Below are 16,635 nucleotides of genomic sequence, written 5' to 3'. Positions count from 1 at the left end.
TACTCATAAATATATACTTATGACGACACATAGTTTAGGTAAGCGATAAGTAAACCAGTGAAGCCTGTAGTTGTTTAAAGACCCGAAATACCATTTGAGGTGGTAAAGGCCCAAAAACAACAAAGGAGCCCACTCGGCTCCCTTCGTATTTCCTTTCAACTTGCTTAAACCTCCTCCACCTTCACCCTAAAGAAAATCGCATAGAACAACGGTATCACTACCAATGTCAGGATGGTCGCGAACAGCAGACCAAACATGATGGTCACTGCCATGCTCTTGAAGAAGGGGTCAATCAAGAGCGGGGCAACACCCAGTATGGTGGTGAATGCGCCAAGCAATACCGGACGGGCGCGGCTGAGAGCGGCGTCGATAATCGCAAAGTAGGGTGCTTTACCATCTCGGATTTCCACGTCTGCCTGATCAACCAGCACAATGGCGTTTTTCACCATCATACCAATCAGGCTCAGGAAGCCGAGGATTGCCATAAACTCAAACGGAGTCTGGAACACAATCAATCCGACCGTCACACCTACCACTGCCAGTGGGGCAGTCAGCCAAATCACCAGTGGTTGGCGCAGGGCGTTGAACATGAAAACAACCGCCAAAATCATGGCTGCAAAACCGTAAGGCGCAGAAATCACCAGACCTTCGTTGGCATCTTTCGAGGCTTTGTATTCTCCGTACCACTTGAGCTCGTATCCCGATGGCAGTTCAATGGCTTCAATCTTGTTGCGGACATCATTGAACGCATCGACAGTCAGCACGCCCGGTACAGGGTCTGCCTGAACCAGAATGGTTGGTAGGCGATCGATTCGGCGAAGAATCGCATCCTGATACACCACGTCGACAGAATCCACCAACTGGCTGACAGGAATAAATGAGCCTGCTGCTGGGCTGAATACCTCGGTGTTTTCAATCGCACGCTGGTGGTTGCGTTCGCTTTCAGGCGCGCGCACTACAATCGGGATCAAGTCATCGCCTTCGCGGTAAACACCCACGTTACGCCCCGTCAGGGTTTGGGCAATCGCCTGGTTAATTTCCTGCGTAGTCAGGCCAAATCGCTGCGCTTCTTCGGAAGAATAAACAGGGCGAAGTACGGGCACTTGCTGACGCCAATCGTCTTGCACCGCAATCAGGTTATCGTCGGCCAACATGATAGCTTTCGCTTGTTCTGCTAGCTGGCGAAGCACCGTGCTGTCAGGGCCTTTAAAGCCAGCTTCGATTTTCTTACCGCCGCCACGTCCCAGCATGAATTTCCACACTTTGATTGACGCGTCAGGATATTTCGCATCCAGTTCGCTTTGCAGTTCGCCGAGAAGCGGGGCGATTTTGGTGTAATCGTCGATATCAATCAGCAATTGGCCATAGCTTGGGTTACGTGCTTCCGGCGCGTACGTCAGCATAAAACGAAGGCCACCACCACCAATGAAGCTGGTGATATTGGTAATGCCTTCTTTGGCTTTCACGTCTTTCTCAATGTCTGCGACTACTGCCTCGGTGCGCTTGATGTCTGAGCCTTGCGGCAAGTACACATCAACCACGAACTGAGGGCGTTGAGATTCCGGCATAAAGCCCGGTGGAACGAACTGAACACCCCAAATCGCTGCTGCCATTGTGCCGAACAGCAGGGCACAACTGATGATGCGGCGTTTCAACACCCAAGTCAGTAAGGCTTTGTAACCTGTCACCATACGACCCGGTTTCTTATCGGCTTTTACCGGCTTCACTTTGAGAAAGTCATGGCACAGCATTGGTGTGACGGTAACTGCAAACACCCAGCTCAGGAACATGGAATACAGGATCACCCAGAACAGGGAGCCTGCGTATTCGCCCATGTCTGATGGCGACAAACCAATCGCACTGAATGCACAGATACCGACGACAGTACCGCCAAGCAGAGGCCATTTTGTGGCGTTGACCACGTCTGAAACCACAACCTTTCGGTCTGCATCCGGTTCTTGCTGCAATCGCACCAGAATACCGTCGGTTACCACGATGGCGTTATCCACCAACATGCCAAGCGCGATGATCAGCGCACCCAGCGAAATACGCTGCATGGCGATATCTTCAATCAGCATGATGCAGAGCGTGCCTGCGACAGTCAGCAGCAAGACAAAGCCGATAATCACACCAGAGCGGACGCCCATAAACAGCAGCAGTACCACAAATACGATGGCAACCGCAGCAATCAGGTTGTCGATAAAGTTGGCGACAGAATCACGCACCGAATCTGACTGCATGGAGATAACATTCAGTTCCATGCCGAGCGGACGCTGGCTTTCCAGTTCTTCCAGACGTGCTTTGACTGCGTCACCCATATCCACGACATTACCGCCGGTGACATTCGAGATACCAAAGCCAATTGCGCGCTCGCCGTTGTATCGCATCAGCATGGTGGAAGGTTCTTTGTAACCTCGCACGATATTGGCGATATCGCCCAGACGCAGCACGGTGTTGTTATCACCAACCGCAACTTGCAGGTTTTTCAGGTCGGCAACGGAATCAATGCTGGAACTTGGGATCACCGGAATACGCATCGCTTGGGTTTCAATGCTACCCGCAACCGTCACCAAATTTTGCTTTTGCAGTACCTGAAAGACTTTCTCTGCAGACACGCCAAATTCCGCGAGACGTTCGCTGGAGATCTCGACGAAGATGGTTTCCTGCTGCTCCGCCAAGGTCGCGGTTTTTGCCACGCCCGGTACCAGCACGATTTCACGGCGAAGGGTATCGACATAGTCCTGCAGCTGCTTATCGCTGAATCCTTCTCCGGTCACGGCAAAGAACAGGGCGTACACATCTGCAAAATCGTCGTTAACAATCGACGGGCCTGCTCCTGGAGGCAGTTGTCTTTGGGCGTCTGATACCTTGCGGCGTAGTTTGTCCCATACCTGTTGGAGGGCGGCACTACTTTTGGCGAACTCGAGTTTGATTTCAACCGTCACCTCAGACATGCCTTGCATGGAGACGGATTTCACCTCTTTGAGTTCCTGGAGCGATTGCACCGCGCCTTCGATCACATCGGTCACTTCGTCAGAGACTTCCTGTGCTGTTGCACCGGAATATGGGGTGACGATGACCGCCTGACGGATAACAAACTCCGGATCTTCAAAACGACCGAGTTTGAGGTAGCTGATGTAGCCGCCAATAAGGGTGAGGGCAATCAGCACCCAAACACTGGTGCGTTTGGCAATGGTATAACGTGCGATATCCATTGTTATGCTCCAGTACGTTCGTCAGTGTAAGGGCGCACTTCCATGCCTTCTCTCACGCTGGAAACTCCTGCGATGATGACACGCTCGCCAAGAGCCAAGTTCTGTTTCACGACAATTCGGTCTTTGATCAGCGCGCCCACGTCCACATAACGTTTTTCAGCTTTGTTTTCTTCACCGACTACCCAGACGAACTGCTTGCCTTGGTTATCAGGAACCACAGCGGTCAGCGGCAGGGTGATGAGGGTGTTTTCGTCAGTAACAGCATTTGTGTCTGGTATGACTTTCACGGCCATGCCCGGCAAAACGCGGAAGCCATTCACCTGCTCAAGCCCGAGTACGACGGCATAGGTCTGGGAGACTGAATCTGCCTGTGTAGCAAAAGTGCGCAGTGTCAGCGGGAACGCTTGCCCCGGAATCGAAGAAATCTCTGCGATGGCTTTAGTGCGGTTACCACCAGACAACATGACTTGATGAGGAATGTTAATCACCACTTCCAAGTCGTTGAGATCATGCACCGTCAGCACAGGTTCATTGGCTTGAACCTGAATGTGGTTATCCATCATTTTGCGGCCAACAATGCCATCAAACGGTGCGTGAAGTTCGGTGTATTCCAGCTGGCGCTTTGCTTCAGCAACACGGTTCTTTGCCAGATCAAAGCGTGTGGTAATCGCATCTAAATCAGCTTTGGAGATCGCCTGGCTTTTCTTATAAATCGCCAGTGCACGCTCGTATTCCAGCGTGGTGTTTCTCAATTCAAGTTTTGCTGATTCCAAGGCTGTTTTGGCATCGCGAGAATCCAGCGTTGCCAGTAATTGGCCTTTTGTTACTTCATCACCTTCATTGACGAAGATGTTGGTCAGGCGGCCACCCATGCGGAAGGCCATGTCTGCGCGTTCAGCTGCGCGCACCACACCGTTAAAGCTGAGATCCGCGGCTTGTTGTGTATCGACGATCTCAGTCAGGGCAGGCTGGATGACAGGCGCGGTGACTTGTTCAACCGCTCTCTCGCCACATCCTGCCAGAAGAAAAGAAGAGATGATCAAAGTGGCAATCGCGCCGCGCTTGAATGACGGTTTGCCGAACGTGTTGATGACCATTTAGTTCCACTCCACAAAGAGACCGGCCTGCAAAGCCGGTCTTATCAGACAATTTGGTGTTAAAACCAAAAGTAAACTCTTGAGTTTATCTTAAGCGTGTTTTGTATTGAGGTAAACTCAAAAGTGTACTTTTTGATTTCAACTTGGTAGATTTGTCGCGTTGAGAAAAGGAGAGAGCCCATGACACGCTCAGAGCAAAAGCGCCTGGCGATCATCACTGCAGCCAAAGAAGAGTTTATCCAGCATGGATTTGCGGCTGCGAATATGGACCGTGTCTGCACAACAGCAGAAGTATCAAAGCGCACGCTGTACCGTCATTTTGAAAGCAAGGAAGTGCTTTTCGAGTCTGTGCTGACCATCATTCAGTCTTCGATTGATGAAAGCCTGAGATATGAATTCGACGCCGACAAAAGCCTGAGTGATCAGCTCACCACAATGACGCGAAATGAGGTTGAAAACCTTTATGGCACGTATGGGATTCCTTTCACCCGAACCATCTTGATGGAGTTCTTGCGTCAGCCCGATATGGCAAGACAGATCATTTCAAAAATCTACAACAATAAATCGCTGAACCATTGGTTTGATGAAGCGCAGAAGGCCGGGAAAATCAAAGCCATCAAACTGGAACTGATGACTCAAACCTACTCAAGCCTGTTTAACGGCATGTTCGTATGGCCCCAAGTATTCGATATGCAGCCAATTCCTGAAGGGGAAGATTTGGATGAGAAGATTGAGCATGTGGTGAGCGTGGTGGTGGGGAGTTGTGGCGCTTAGTTAAATGGGAAAGAAGAGGTATTGAGCTCGCGATCCCAATACCTCACTTAAGGATTTACTCTTCTTCGCTCATCAGCCAGCGAAGCGTGTCGATAGAGTCTTGAGATGGAAGGGCAAACAGCTCGTCGTACATGTCGATTAGCATGTCGCAATAGACTTCTTTCTTCTGGGATGCCAGCTCAAGGTTATCTAACATCTCAACGTCATCTCCATACTTTTGCTCCAATGTAAAAAAGATGATTTCGATGCTTGGCAGCACGTTTTCGAAATCTGCTATTGGGCGTTTCGTTTCAGACGTTTCGATAACCTCTTTCAGTGTTTCCATATCGCGCTTTACCAAATCCCTAGAGAAGTTACGATGGCTAACGACCGGGCCATTTGGATCTTGAACTAAAAACTGGTAACAAAGCCCATCACCTTTTGCTTTCAGCACTTCCATTTTATCTACCTGAAGTTCCATGTATTCGGTCAGAGCCTCATCAGAAGCGTGCGCGAGGCGAGGTTCGATAAAGGCGTAAAGCTCTTCCGATGTTTCGGCGAGAAGCTGGTTGTAGTTTGATCTGTCAGGTTTTAAGCCAGACATAGTGCTTGCGATCCGTTCATACGCAGCGGGATCTTGTTTCTTAATGGCGACATAAGCAGGCATGGCTGAAAGGATGGAATCAATTTCTGCATAGTTATCAGGCTTGGAGGCAGATGTAGAGCCACAACCAGATAAAACGAGCGCTAAGGTGAGAATACAGGTGACTTTTTTCCACTGTAAAGCCAGCTTGTGGGTGAAGTTAGCCAAAATAGACGTCATAAAAACTCCTTCTTAGTTACAACGTTTGGTCGACATTTAATCCATGTCTGATTGTTATTGCGCAACACTCTAAAGTAGGTAAGTGGATGAATTTGGATTGAACATGAGACGGTGGTTAAGCTTAGTCTTAAAAACTGTTGGGCATGCTAAAACGACTATCGGAAATATATTTAGATGCTTATTAAGCCTATATCGTCACCTGAATGTTGTTGGTGTTTTGAGAATCAGTATTCGGAGGGAAAACGACTGTGGAGCTTGTCCAAAGCCGTTGAGTACAAGTCTATTTCTGACACTTGATGAAAATGAAATTAGGATTCTTGCTTAAGCGCTCGTAGGTTTGCTGACAGGCTTGTTTAATGGCTTCTGAAGCCTGACCCTCTGAAATCTGAGTGATAGACAGCCCGGCATTGGTGACTGCATTCGTGATTTCAACCAGTGGCCGGCGGTAGAAGGTCACTTGAACCGGTGTGCCGACGGTATTCCATTCTTCTTGCACCAACTCGGTATCGAAGTAGTTACCCGATGTGGAACACTCAAAGTCTGCAAACGGATGGTGGGTTGAAAACGCCATGTATCCGCCTGGTTTCAAAACGCGGTGGACGTCGTTGAATAGGGTGGTGAGGTCTTTCAGATAGTGAATCACCAATGGACACACAATGACATCGTATTGCCCGTCAACTTCTTTAGGTAAGCCTTCTGATAGGTCCTGAACATACGCCAAAACGCGTTGATCAAACTTGTTCTTCACTATGTTGACCATCTCAGCAGAGAAGTCGAGGCACGTGACTGACATAGCACCTTCGTTCAAGAAGTAATCCGCGTACACACCGGAACCACAACCTAAATCCAAGACATTCTTTCCTTCGATGTCGCCAAGCATGGCTTGCAGGTTCGGGCGTTCAAACAAAGCGTTGTAGATATTGCCTTTAACTGCTTCGTCATATTGCTGGGCAAATTTTGAATACATGTCGGATTTCATGAAATTTCTCTGAATACAAACGGAGGGGAAACCCCGGTATTTTGGAGGGATAACAGAGGAAAGACAAACTGTCTTTACGGGCATAAACCGAATAAGGTCAGATTTTCCATACACTTGCCGGTAAAGCCATGCGATGTATAAGGATTATTACGAATCGGTAACCTAAAAGTGAATAAAAATGGGAATGGTTATCATTGACTAATGTTATGAAAATTAAGAGTTTTTCTGGTTGTTGTTCACCTCGATTTCACTTAGGATGTGGCACATCTTTTGGGATTACCAGCGTTATAAAAGGATCATCACGATGAAAGGTCATCTAGACGTTGTCGTTGAGCTGAATAAGATTCTCACCTCTGAGCTCACAGCAATTAACCAGTACTTCCTCCATGCAAGAATGCTGGGTAATTGGGGTTTAGAAGCGCTCAATAAAGCCGAATACAAGAAATCTATTCAAGACATGAAGCACGCCGATAAGCTGATCGAGCGTATTTTGTTTTTGGAAGGCCTGCCAAACCTACAGCACCTTGAACGTCTTCGCATTGGCGAGGAAGTTCAGGAAATGATCGAATGCGACAAAGTGATGCTGGAAGAACAGTTGGTGCAACTGAAAGAAGCGATCGCCATCTGTGAAGAGAAGCAAGACTATGTAACGCGTGAGTTGTTGAATGACATCCTTGAAGATGAAGAAGAACATCTGGACTGGATCGAGTCTCAACTTGAACTGATTGGCCTAACGGGTCTACAAAATTATCTGCAAGCGAAAATGGAGAAATAATCATGAAAGGTAATCAAGAAATTATTGATGGTCTGAACCGCTTGCTGACAAATGAACTGTCTGCGATGGATCAATATTTCGTTCACGCCCGCATGTATGAAGACTGGGGTATGGATGAGCTTTACGAGCGCATCAATCACGAGTCTGAAGACGAGCGTGAGCATGCATCCATTCTGATCAACCGCATCCTTTTCCTGGAAGGCACGCCGGATGTTCAGTCTCGTGAAAAGCTGCTGATCGGTGCTGATGTTGAAGAGATGATGCAGAACGATCTGAAATACGAGTACATGGTGGCTGCAGAGCTACGTACCGTGATTGCGCTGTGTGAAGAGAAGCAGGACTACCAGACCCGTGAAATCCTGTTGAAGCTTCTTGATGATACTGAGTCAGACCACATGTACTGGCTGGAGAAGCAACTTCGCTTGATCAATATGATTGGTCTGCAAAACTACATTCAGTCGAAAATGGGCAAATAAGCCGACACCGACTGAAATCCAAGGCCGCTATCAATAGCGGCCTTTTTTGTTGTCCAAGGTTAAACAGTATTCGAAAAGAAAGGCTTGGGCAGCTTTTCATCTTAGGCTTGTCAGTACAAAATCATTAGTCGTCATAAGTCAAATAGCTGGAGAGGAAGACATTTTGAAAAAAGTTGCTATCGTCACGTTGGATGGCTTTAACGAAATGGATTCGATGATCGCTTTTACGATGCTGAACCGACTTAACAATCTTGGTTTGGTTGCGGAAATTGTTTCAACGCATTCAAATGTCATTTCAATGAATGGTTTGTGCATTCAAGCTAATCCAAAGTTAGAAAGGCTAGAAGAATATGACGGTGTGATATTTGGGAGCGGTAAGCTTTCGAATCAATACGCTGAAAATTCAACTTTTATTTCATCATTTCAACTTGATCCCGAGCGCCAATATATAAGTGCACAATGCTCGGGTGTTTTACTGCTTGTTGCTAAGGGAATAATTGGAAGCGATGTTTCCATTTCGACAGATTTAAAGACAGAATCTCTGGCGGGTGCTACCGGGCTTTCTTTCTCCTCTTCATCATTTTCCTCCACGGGCAACATTGCCACTGCCGGAGGATGTCTGGCCGCAGAGTATCTTGCATCTTGGATGGCTCTGAATTTATTGGACATTAACGCCACTCGTAAGATGTTGGCCTTATCTATTCCCAAGGATGAAATGGAGATAAGAATTGACCACACGCTAAACAAAATTCGCGGTATTTAAGTGCTCACTCTTACGTCATGCTTTTTAACCAAATATGTATAGTGTTTGCGAAGATTTGTATAGAAAGTAAGCGTCGCGCTCATTCCCAAAATAAAAAGGTTTTTATCGCATAACGTTTTGTTAAATAAGGCTGCTTTCGTTGTTTGAGAAAAAACATTGAAAAAACAAAATTATATGCCTCTTGTTACTTATCGCTCTCTCATTAGGTCGGAGTTCTCAAATTGAGACGCAATTTTCACATTTGAGTCATTGGGTTTTTGTTTCTAGTTTTTCCCAAGTGGTAGTTGTTTTTCACGAGGGGTTATTATGTCCGAATCTAATTTCTTTGAGACAGATGGAAATGATATTTTAAACGGGACGAATTCTGCGGACACAATCAATGGTGCTCTCGGCGATGACACTATCACTGGCGGCAAAGGCGATGATGTTATTTTCGGTAACGGTACCGAAAGAGCGACAGGGTCTTCTACAGTCACTTCAACGATAGACGGCGGTGCAGACAGTACTATCTACAACATTCAAGCCGAGACTGCGCTCAAGGTCACCTTGTCTGACATCGTCTCTGGGGCAGGTTTCAAAAACAGCATTGGCTATTACATTGTCGATGACAATGGCATGGTCATTCAGTCTTCAGTATTGATTGATAACGCCAAAGATGCCGATACAGCTACTCTCGAGATTATCGCACCAGAGAATGCTACCAAACTTGGGATGTTCCTTATCCCAAATGGCGACAGCCGCGGATTTGACGTTGGTGACGTCACACTCGATTTATCTAATGACAGCCCTACGGTGACACAAGATAACGTCACTGTCGGGGTGTATCTCACAGAAGCTCCTCTCAATAATAACGATCAAGACCACGAACGCTTTGACGGCGAAACCTCTGGTTGGGAAGACCTCTGGAACTTAGGTGACAGAGACTACGACGATGTCACGTTTAAAATTGAAGTTACCCAGACACAAGTTGTTGAGACAACCGACAACGACACCATTCGCGCTGGAAAGGGTGACGATGAGGTTTATGGTAATGAAGGTGACGACGTTATATATGGCGGCAAGGGCGAGGACTTCTTAAGCGGCGGTAGCGGCAACGACGTTATCAATGGCGGCCGTGGTGCGGATGAAATTCAGGGCGGTACGGGAAATGACGAGCTCTCTGGTGGTCGTGGTAACGACGCAATTTGGGGCGGTGATGGCGATGATGTCCTGAAAGGAAACCAAGGTGCAGACTTGCTGCAAGGTGGCAAGGGTGATGATCAACTCTTCGGTGGCAAAGGCGCAGATGAACTTTATGGTGCTAGCGGAGATGATGTTCTAAACGGAAATCGCGGCGCAGACCGTCTGTTTGGTGGTGATGGTGACGACGTCGTTAATGGCGGTCGTGGCAATGACTACGTGAAAGGCGACGCCGGGGACGACACGCTCTCTGGTGCCAAAGGCAATGATGAATTAAAAGGCGGCATGGGTAATGACGTGCTTCGCGGTAACCAAGGCGCTGATGTACTCTACGGCGATGATGGTGATGGCGCGACACGTGGGCCAAACCTAATTCTGAACGGTGGATTCGAATCGTACGGTGATGATGCCAGAAGAATGTGGAATCTCGTCGACGATGAACAGGTTCCAGGCTGGGAAAGCGAGGGTGGCGTAAAAGTTGAATTCCAGCAAGGTGGCTTTGGCGGCGGCCCTGCTAATGATGTAACTAATACGGTAATGGAGTTAGATACGCGCTCTAACGTTACTGTGTTCCAGCAGTTAGATGTGTCGGCGCTGGCTGCACAGTCAGATGCTGCGCTTGAAGTGAGCTTTGATCACGCTAACAGGTACAAAGGCGGCAACACGACAACCAGCCCATTCTCAGTAACAGTTACCGACCAGGATGGTGAGGTTCTTTACTATCAGTACTTCGATAATGACCAGTCCAACCAAGCCTACGAATCTTTTAGCAGCCTTCTCTTACTTCCTGAAGGGACGGAAAATATCAAAGTATCATTCTCTGGCGAAGGCCAACCAGATGGATACGGTGCGCTGATCGACAACATTTCTCTGGCCCAAGTATATGAAACGGTAGAGATTGACGGAGAAACCGTCACCTTTACAGGTAATGCCGACACCCTCTATGGCGGTAACGGAAAAGATGAATTGTACGGCGAGTCTGGTGATGACACGCTCCACGGCGGTAAAGGTGCCGATATATTGGATGGTGGCACCGGAGACGATGTGCTTAAAGGCGGTAGAGGCGCTGACATCCTCGAAGGAGGCGTTGGTGATGACACCTTGTTCGGCGGTCGAGGACAAGACACGCTTAACGGTGGAGACGGAAACGACGTCTTGAATGGTGGCAGAGGTGCTGACACTCTCAATGGCGGGGCTGGTGAAGATTCACTGCTTGGGGGTAAAGGTGCCGATGTACTCAACGGTGGTTTGGGCGATGACACCCTAAACGGCGGCAGAGGTAGCGACGTCTTAAATGGTGGCGATGGAGCAGACTTACTGCACGGCGGCAGAGGAAATGATGAGCTAAACGGCGGCAAAGACAACGATACACTTAAAGGCGGTAGAGGCAGTGATGTCCTGAAAGGCGACTCTGGTGAAGACACCTTATACGGTGGAAGAGGCGCGGATACGCTCTATGGTGGTTCTGATAACGATAAGCTCTATGGCGGCTTAGGCGATGACACGCTCCGCGGCGACAGCGGTAACGATACCCTACATGCAGGAAACGGAAACGATCTTGCCTACGGCGGGTCGGGCGATGACGTGGTCAACGGAGGTTCAGGAGATGACAGCCTTTATGGCGGCACCGGCGCTGATGTACTGAACGGTGATGTGGGCGCTGACAAGCTTTACGGCGGCGATGGCAACGATATCGTCAACGGTGGCGATGGCAACGACTATGTCAAAGGCGACGACGGCGATGATGTGCTCAATGGCGGCGAGGGTGATGATACCTTACGAGGCGGCATTGGTAATGATGTCCTGAACGGCGGCCTTGGTGCTGACATCCTCATGGGGGAAGACGGTAACGATACGCTAAACGGTGGCGACGGTAACGATGAACTCATCGCAGGCATCGGCGACGATGTCCTGAATGGCGGTGTTGGCGATGATGTCATGTACGGCGACGAAGGCGATGACACCTTAAACGGTGGCGAGGGCTCAGATATCCTGCAAGCCGGTACCGGTGACGATGTCATTAACGGCGGTGATGGAGATGACGAGCTGTACGGTGCGGAGGGTGACGACGTACTCAATGGCGGTGACGGCAACGACATTCTGAAAAGCGGTATCGGTAACGACTCACTCTCAGGTGGTGACGGCAACGACTCCATCTGGGGTGATGATGGCAACGACAACATCCAAGGTGGCGATGGCGACGACTTGGCATACGGCGGTGAAGGGAATGACTTCGTCAAAGGCGGCTTAGGTAACGACACCCTTTATGGCAGCAATGGCGACGACATTGTCTGGGGCGATAATGGCAATGACACCCTCTATGGTGGCTCAGGTGCTGATGTGCTGGTCGGTGGCAGCGGCGACGACACCCTGAACGGCGGCGGTGATGATGACATCATGCTCGGCGGTTGGGGTAACGATACGCTCTCTGGTAGCAGCGGTAGCGATATCGTATACGGCGGTGGCGGTGATAACAGCCTGGAACTTGGAAGCGGCAACAATATCGTCGCTTATGACGGCAAAGGTAATGACACTGTCGTAGACTTCAGCACCCGTGATGACAAAGTCGTGATTTCGCGCTCAACGAATGTGCTGTCATTCGGCGCACTTGCGATGGCACAGGTCGGGGTTGATGTGGTTATCACTATGGGCAGCAAAACCCTGACGCTGGAAGACACTCTGCTGCAAAATCTCTCGGAAGATAACTTCGAGTTTGTCAGTGAAGAAGATTTCTCAGCATTACTCAATAACGACGGCGCGCCGACCTTCAGCCAAGAAGGCATTGTTGAGCAATCAGCGGGTAACTTCCTGGTGTCAGGTAACCTGCTGGCTGAGGCGGAAACCTCCGGCCACTGGAACATGAAGACCGTCGAGATTGATGGCGCAGTCTATGAAGTTCCCGAAGGTACCTTGGTTGTTCAGACTGAACGCGGTGAACTCACCATTTATGGCTCGGACGACGATCGCCACGCCGAAGGTGAATACGTTTACCAACTGGCGTCTGATGCTTCATTGGGCGAAGAGATCGAACACTTTGAACTGAAGTTGGAAAATGACTTTGGTGATACAGCAGACATGTCTCTGGATATCAATGCAGGTGAAGATGTCGATATCCCGCTCGGAAACCTGATGGAAGTTATCGAAGGCTCAGAATTGGACGACAACCTGAACGGTGATGATGTAAACAACGACATTTACGGATATGCCGGCAACGATATCATTGATGGAGGTTTAGGCAACGATCTGATCGCAGGCGGAGCAGGCTCGGATGACATGTACGGCGGTGAAGGCTCAGACACCTTCATCTTCCTGCAAGGTGATGCGGCTGTTGGAACAGTCGATACGATCCATGATTATGAGCCTGAACTGGATGTGTTGGATTTTGCAGACGTGTTGGGTGAGGTTAGTGATGAAGACCTTGGCAGCTACCTTGTTGCGCTGGAAGAGAACGACGAAGGCGAAGCGGTACTGTCAATAGCCACAGAAGGCGATGCAGTTGACCAGCAAGTGGTGTTTGGATCAACGTCGATTGAAGACATGGTTAATGCCTTCGGTTTGGATAGCAACGCATCCGGTCAGGATGTCATTAACTCCATGATCGAAGAGAGTAAGCTAATTACACAATCCTTCTAAACCAATTTCTGAAATCAAGCGCCCGGGAGAGAATTTTCCCGGGCGTTTTTGTTTATTTTGCTTGAACCCGTTTTGCTTTTTGTATCATCCAAACACCAACGAGAATGATCAGCATTGCAGCAATTTCCAACACAGAGACTTCTTCCCCGACAAATACCGCACCGATGATCAGCGCGACAACAGGAGGAATATACGTCGAGCCGGAAGCAGTGATAGCACCCAACTGCTCAACAATGTAGTAATACATCATGTAAGCCACGCCTGTACCGAGGATGCCTAGACCGACGATTAAGCCAAGACTCGCTCGCGTGTCACTGAGTACATTTGTCATCCCTTGCCAGTGAGTAATGAAAGCAAGAAACAGCGTTGCAAATCCAATCTGGTAAGTGGCAAGCGCAACAGCTGGGATGCCCAGTGGCGATACAAACTTTTTCGCATAGACAAATGAAACACCCACACTCAATGCGCCAGCAATCATGTATATCACGCCAATAGGATCTACGGAGCCGGTGCCTGTGTTCCATGGTTGGGCAATCATCAGCATGCCACAGAAACCCAATATTGTCCCTGCCAGTGAAAGGCGGTTAATGGGTTCGCTGCGCAGGAAAATGGCGGCAGTCACAAAGGTAAAAAGAGGAATGGCACCGCTTAACATCCCAGCAATACTGGAAGGCAATAACGCCGTGCCTTCTGCAAACATATAGTAGTAAACCGCTGTAGCCAGCAAAGACATCACGACAAAGTGAGGCCAATGACGCAGATGAGAGAAGCTGAGCTTTCGTGTCAATAAGGTATAGACAAATAAAGGAATGAAGCCAAACAACACTCGGAGAAAGGCTACCTGATCGGGTGTGATGAACTCTGCCGCCCACTTCATGAAAATGAAGTTACTGCCCCAGATAAGACCCAATAACAGAAAGATAGAAACCGCAAATGAGGGCATACACAGCCTCTACTTTATTCAATGTGAAACGTTTATAGGACGAGAAAGTAATCGATAGCTGTGGAACCGACAAGCGCGTTTTTCTTGTGCTAGTGTGAAGTTAATCTTCACACAAAATAGATGGCACGATATTGAACGTTAACGCTCTAGCGATATTTGAATCTGTGGCTCGCCACGGCAACATTCGAAAAGCGTCTGACGAGCTTTTTGTCTCTCCGAGTGCAGCTGCGCAGAGAATCAGAAAGCTGGAGTCTGAATTAGGGTGTCAGCTTTTCGAACGCCATTCCCGGGGGGTAAGTCTGACGGAAAAAGGCAAACGTCTATACAAAGACGTTTCAGCGGCGCTGGGTATGTTGCAGCGTGCTGTTAGTGACATCCAGAGTGATAAAAATATCCTTACTGTCAGCGTACCGCCATCATTTGGCAATAAGTGGCTCGTCCCGAAACTGCCGGAATTTCGCGCAATGAATCCTTCGGTAGAGCTGTATATTATTGCTACCGATGAAATCGCTAACTTCGGCAACGATGGTGTCGATATCGCGATTCGTCAGGCAAGTCCGCCATTTGATTCCCAATTAGAGGTTGTTCAATTGACCCAGGCTGATCTTGTCATCGCCTATGCGCCTTCTTATGTCGACAAAAAGGGCCAACTTCCGAATAACTGGGATTTTCGCGGCTATGACCAGATTGACGATGGCCATTACAACTGGAAGCGCCTCTCGCAAGCAGAACCATCTTTTATCACCGGTAATCTAATGACAATGAATCAGACCGGCATGGCCATTGATACGGCGTTGGCTGGAGAGGGTTTTTGTATCTCTTCACGATTACTTATCGAAAGGTATATTCGCCATGGGGAACTCTCCGTATTCCGGACGTTGAGTATTCAGTCAGACAAAGGCTTCTACCTCCTAAACCCCAAGACGAAATCCGATTACCATGACGTGAAGAAATTTAAAGACTGGATAGTCAGTGCAATTGCTGACGGAACCTCGTAGGGATTGTTGACCATAATCTCTAAACCAACGTTTATCAGAGTCTAATTCTTGCCCGCCCAATTAACGAGGTTTTCAAACGCCGCGCTAAAATAGAGTTCGTAGCTGTTTTTCTCGACATACCCCAAATGTGGTGTTGCGAGCACATTTGGGAGGGAAAGCAAAGGTTCGCGGTCCAAACTGGCAGGCTCATTCTCGAAGACATCCAGAGCTGCGGATTTAGATGGCGTCGCCACCAAAGAATGATAAAGCGCGTTGGGCTCTACCAACTCAGCACGGCTGATATTCACGAACAGCGAGTCCGGTTTCATTTGGTCTAGATCTTCTTGGGTGACGCAGTAGCGTGTCGCTTCATTCAAACGCAAATGCAGGCTAACAATATCGGATTGTTGAAAGAATGATGCTTTGGTGTCCGTAGCGTCAAATCCATCTTCTTGTGCCTGAGTTCTCGAAAACTCACTTCCCCAAACGACAACGTTCATGTTGAAGGCCTCAGCATATTGAGCAATGCGTCGCCCGATTTTCCCATAACCCCAGATCCCAAGTGTTAAGCCGTCTAAGCGGCGGCCAAACCCCAGCGAACCTGATTGCTGCCAAATACCTGCTTTCAAAGTGATGGCATAAGGAAGTACACGGCGTGAAGCCGCCATGATCAAAGTCCAACAAAGCTCAGACGGGGCTATGGGGGAGCCCACGCCTTCGAGGATCTCCACACCATACTTTGCACAAAGCTCTGGGTCGATGTGGTTACTGATTTTTCCAGTCTGGCTGATGACTTTTAGGTTAGGAAGCGCGGTAAGCAGAGCTTCGGTGATTTCTGTGCGTTCCCGAATCAACACAAGAGCCTCAACGTCTGCAAGCTGTTCGATAAGGGCTTCTTCGGAATACGTTTTTGTCAGAACGCGCACATCGTATCCCTTAATAATGGAATAGCCATCGAGATCTTTCACCACATTCTGGTAGTCATCGAGTATCGCAATTTTCATGGACTATCCTCCGCCAGC

The 16,635-nt window shown here is 48.7% G+C and carries 12 protein-coding genes; 6 read left to right on the top strand and 6 right to left on the bottom strand.

What is annotated here, in order from left to right; genetic code table 11:
• Window positions 1-164: 164 nt before the first annotated feature.
• Together GCE9029_RS06540 and GCE9029_RS06535 are read right to left on the bottom strand one after the other, a co-directional pair.
• Window positions 165-3,215: an efflux RND transporter permease subunit gene (locus GCE9029_RS06540; protein ID WP_062661921.1), complete on the bottom strand. Its 3,051-nt coding sequence runs from the start codon at window positions 3,213-3,215 to the stop codon at window positions 165-167.
• A gap of 2 nt (window positions 3,216-3,217) precedes the next feature.
• Window positions 3,218-4,312 carry an efflux RND transporter periplasmic adaptor subunit gene (locus GCE9029_RS06535; RefSeq protein ID WP_062661919.1) on the bottom strand — a complete coding sequence of 365 codons (1,095 nt, stop codon included), beginning with the start codon at window positions 4,310-4,312 and terminating at the stop codon, window positions 3,218-3,220.
• A gap of 180 nt (window positions 4,313-4,492) precedes the next feature.
• Between GCE9029_RS06535 and GCE9029_RS06530 the strand changes: the two genes are divergently transcribed.
• On the top strand, window positions 4,493-5,086 hold the full coding sequence (locus GCE9029_RS06530; RefSeq protein ID WP_062661916.1) for a TetR/AcrR family transcriptional regulator: 594 nt from the start codon (window positions 4,493-4,495) through the stop codon (window positions 5,084-5,086).
• 55 nt (window positions 5,087-5,141) lie between these two features.
• Here GCE9029_RS06530 and GCE9029_RS06525 read toward each other — a convergent pair whose 3' ends face one another.
• Window positions 5,142-5,888, bottom strand: a complete 747-nt coding sequence (locus GCE9029_RS06525) for a hypothetical protein (RefSeq protein WP_062661913.1) — start codon at window positions 5,886-5,888, stop codon at window positions 5,142-5,144.
• 280 nt (window positions 5,889-6,168) lie between these two features.
• Window positions 6,169-6,867 (bottom strand): class I SAM-dependent DNA methyltransferase, encoded by a 699-nt coding sequence (locus tag GCE9029_RS06520; RefSeq protein ID WP_062661911.1) that lies wholly within the window; start codon window positions 6,865-6,867, stop codon window positions 6,169-6,171.
• Between the two features lie 304 nt (window positions 6,868-7,171).
• Between GCE9029_RS06520 and bfr (GCE9029_RS06515) the strand changes: the two genes are divergently transcribed.
• The 4 genes from bfr (GCE9029_RS06515) to GCE9029_RS26915 all read left to right on the top strand — a co-directional run bounded on the left by bfr (GCE9029_RS06515) (window position 7,172) and on the right by GCE9029_RS26915 (window position 13,693).
• Window positions 7,172-7,642: a bacterioferritin gene (gene bfr, locus GCE9029_RS06515; protein WP_062661909.1), complete on the top strand. Its 471-nt coding sequence runs from the start codon at window positions 7,172-7,174 to the stop codon at window positions 7,640-7,642.
• 2 nt (window positions 7,643-7,644) lie between these two features.
• A complete protein-coding gene (gene bfr, locus GCE9029_RS06510; RefSeq protein ID WP_062661907.1) occupies window positions 7,645-8,118 on the top strand; it encodes a bacterioferritin in 474 nt (157 codons plus the stop codon).
• A 163-nt stretch (window positions 8,119-8,281) separates the two neighbouring features.
• Complete coding sequence (locus GCE9029_RS06505; RefSeq protein WP_157487778.1) at window positions 8,282-8,881, top strand: DJ-1/PfpI family protein; 600 nt, start codon at window positions 8,282-8,284, stop codon at window positions 8,879-8,881.
• A 306-nt stretch (window positions 8,882-9,187) separates the two neighbouring features.
• Window positions 9,188-13,693 carry a calcium-binding protein gene (locus GCE9029_RS26915; RefSeq protein WP_062661903.1) on the top strand — a complete coding sequence of 1,502 codons (4,506 nt, stop codon included), beginning with the start codon at window positions 9,188-9,190 and terminating at the stop codon, window positions 13,691-13,693.
• 52 nt (window positions 13,694-13,745) lie between these two features.
• Here the strand turns inward: GCE9029_RS26915 and GCE9029_RS06495 are convergent, their stop codons facing one another.
• Window positions 13,746-14,636, bottom strand: a complete 891-nt coding sequence (locus GCE9029_RS06495; protein WP_062661901.1) for a DMT family transporter — start codon at window positions 14,634-14,636, stop codon at window positions 13,746-13,748.
• Between the two features lie 131 nt (window positions 14,637-14,767).
• Here GCE9029_RS06495 and GCE9029_RS06490 point away from each other — a divergent pair, with 131 nt between their 5' ends.
• The gene (locus GCE9029_RS06490; RefSeq protein ID WP_062661899.1) at window positions 14,768-15,634 is read left to right on the top strand and encodes a LysR family transcriptional regulator; all 867 of its coding nucleotides are present in this window, start codon (window positions 14,768-14,770) and stop codon (window positions 15,632-15,634) included.
• A 41-nt stretch (window positions 15,635-15,675) separates the two neighbouring features.
• Here the strand turns inward: GCE9029_RS06490 and GCE9029_RS06485 are convergent, their stop codons facing one another.
• Window positions 15,676-16,617, bottom strand: a complete 942-nt coding sequence (locus GCE9029_RS06485) for a D-2-hydroxyacid dehydrogenase family protein (RefSeq protein ID WP_062661897.1) — start codon at window positions 16,615-16,617, stop codon at window positions 15,676-15,678.
• Between the last annotated feature and the right edge of the window lie 18 nt (window positions 16,618-16,635).

Origin of the sequence: Grimontia celer (assembly GCF_900055185.1) — a bacterium.
Lineage (GTDB): Bacteria > Pseudomonadota > Gammaproteobacteria > Enterobacterales > Vibrionaceae > Enterovibrio > Enterovibrio celer.
The sequence above is the reverse complement of the archived record's forward strand: the minus strand, read 5'-3'. Positions and strand labels throughout refer to the sequence as shown.

Bases quoted from the DNA above. Each gene is read 5' to 3' on its own strand.
- GCE9029_RS06540 (WP_062661921.1), bottom strand. From the start codon at position 3,215: ATGGATATCGCACGTTATACCATTGCCAAACGCACCAGTGTTTGGGTG.
- GCE9029_RS06535 (WP_062661919.1), bottom strand. From the start codon at position 4,312: ATGGTCATCAACACGTTCGGCAAACCGTCATTCAAGCGCGGCGCGATT.
- GCE9029_RS06530 (WP_062661916.1), top strand. From the start codon at position 4,493: ATGACACGCTCAGAGCAAAAGCGCCTGGCGATCATCACTGCAGCCAAA.
- GCE9029_RS06525 (WP_062661913.1), bottom strand. From the start codon at position 5,888: ATGACGTCTATTTTGGCTAACTTCACCCACAAGCTGGCTTTACAGTGG.
- GCE9029_RS06520 (WP_062661911.1), bottom strand. From the start codon at position 6,867: ATGAAATCCGACATGTATTCAAAATTTGCCCAGCAATATGACGAAGCA.
- bfr (WP_062661909.1), top strand. From the start codon at position 7,172: ATGAAAGGTCATCTAGACGTTGTCGTTGAGCTGAATAAGATTCTCACC.
- bfr (WP_062661907.1), top strand. From the start codon at position 7,645: ATGAAAGGTAATCAAGAAATTATTGATGGTCTGAACCGCTTGCTGACA.
- GCE9029_RS26915 (WP_062661903.1), top strand. From the start codon at position 9,188: ATGTCCGAATCTAATTTCTTTGAGACAGATGGAAATGATATTTTAAAC.
- GCE9029_RS06495 (WP_062661901.1), bottom strand. From the start codon at position 14,636: ATGCCCTCATTTGCGGTTTCTATCTTTCTGTTATTGGGTCTTATCTGG.
- GCE9029_RS06485 (WP_062661897.1), bottom strand. From the start codon at position 16,617: ATGAAAATTGCGATACTCGATGACTACCAGAATGTGGTGAAAGATCTC.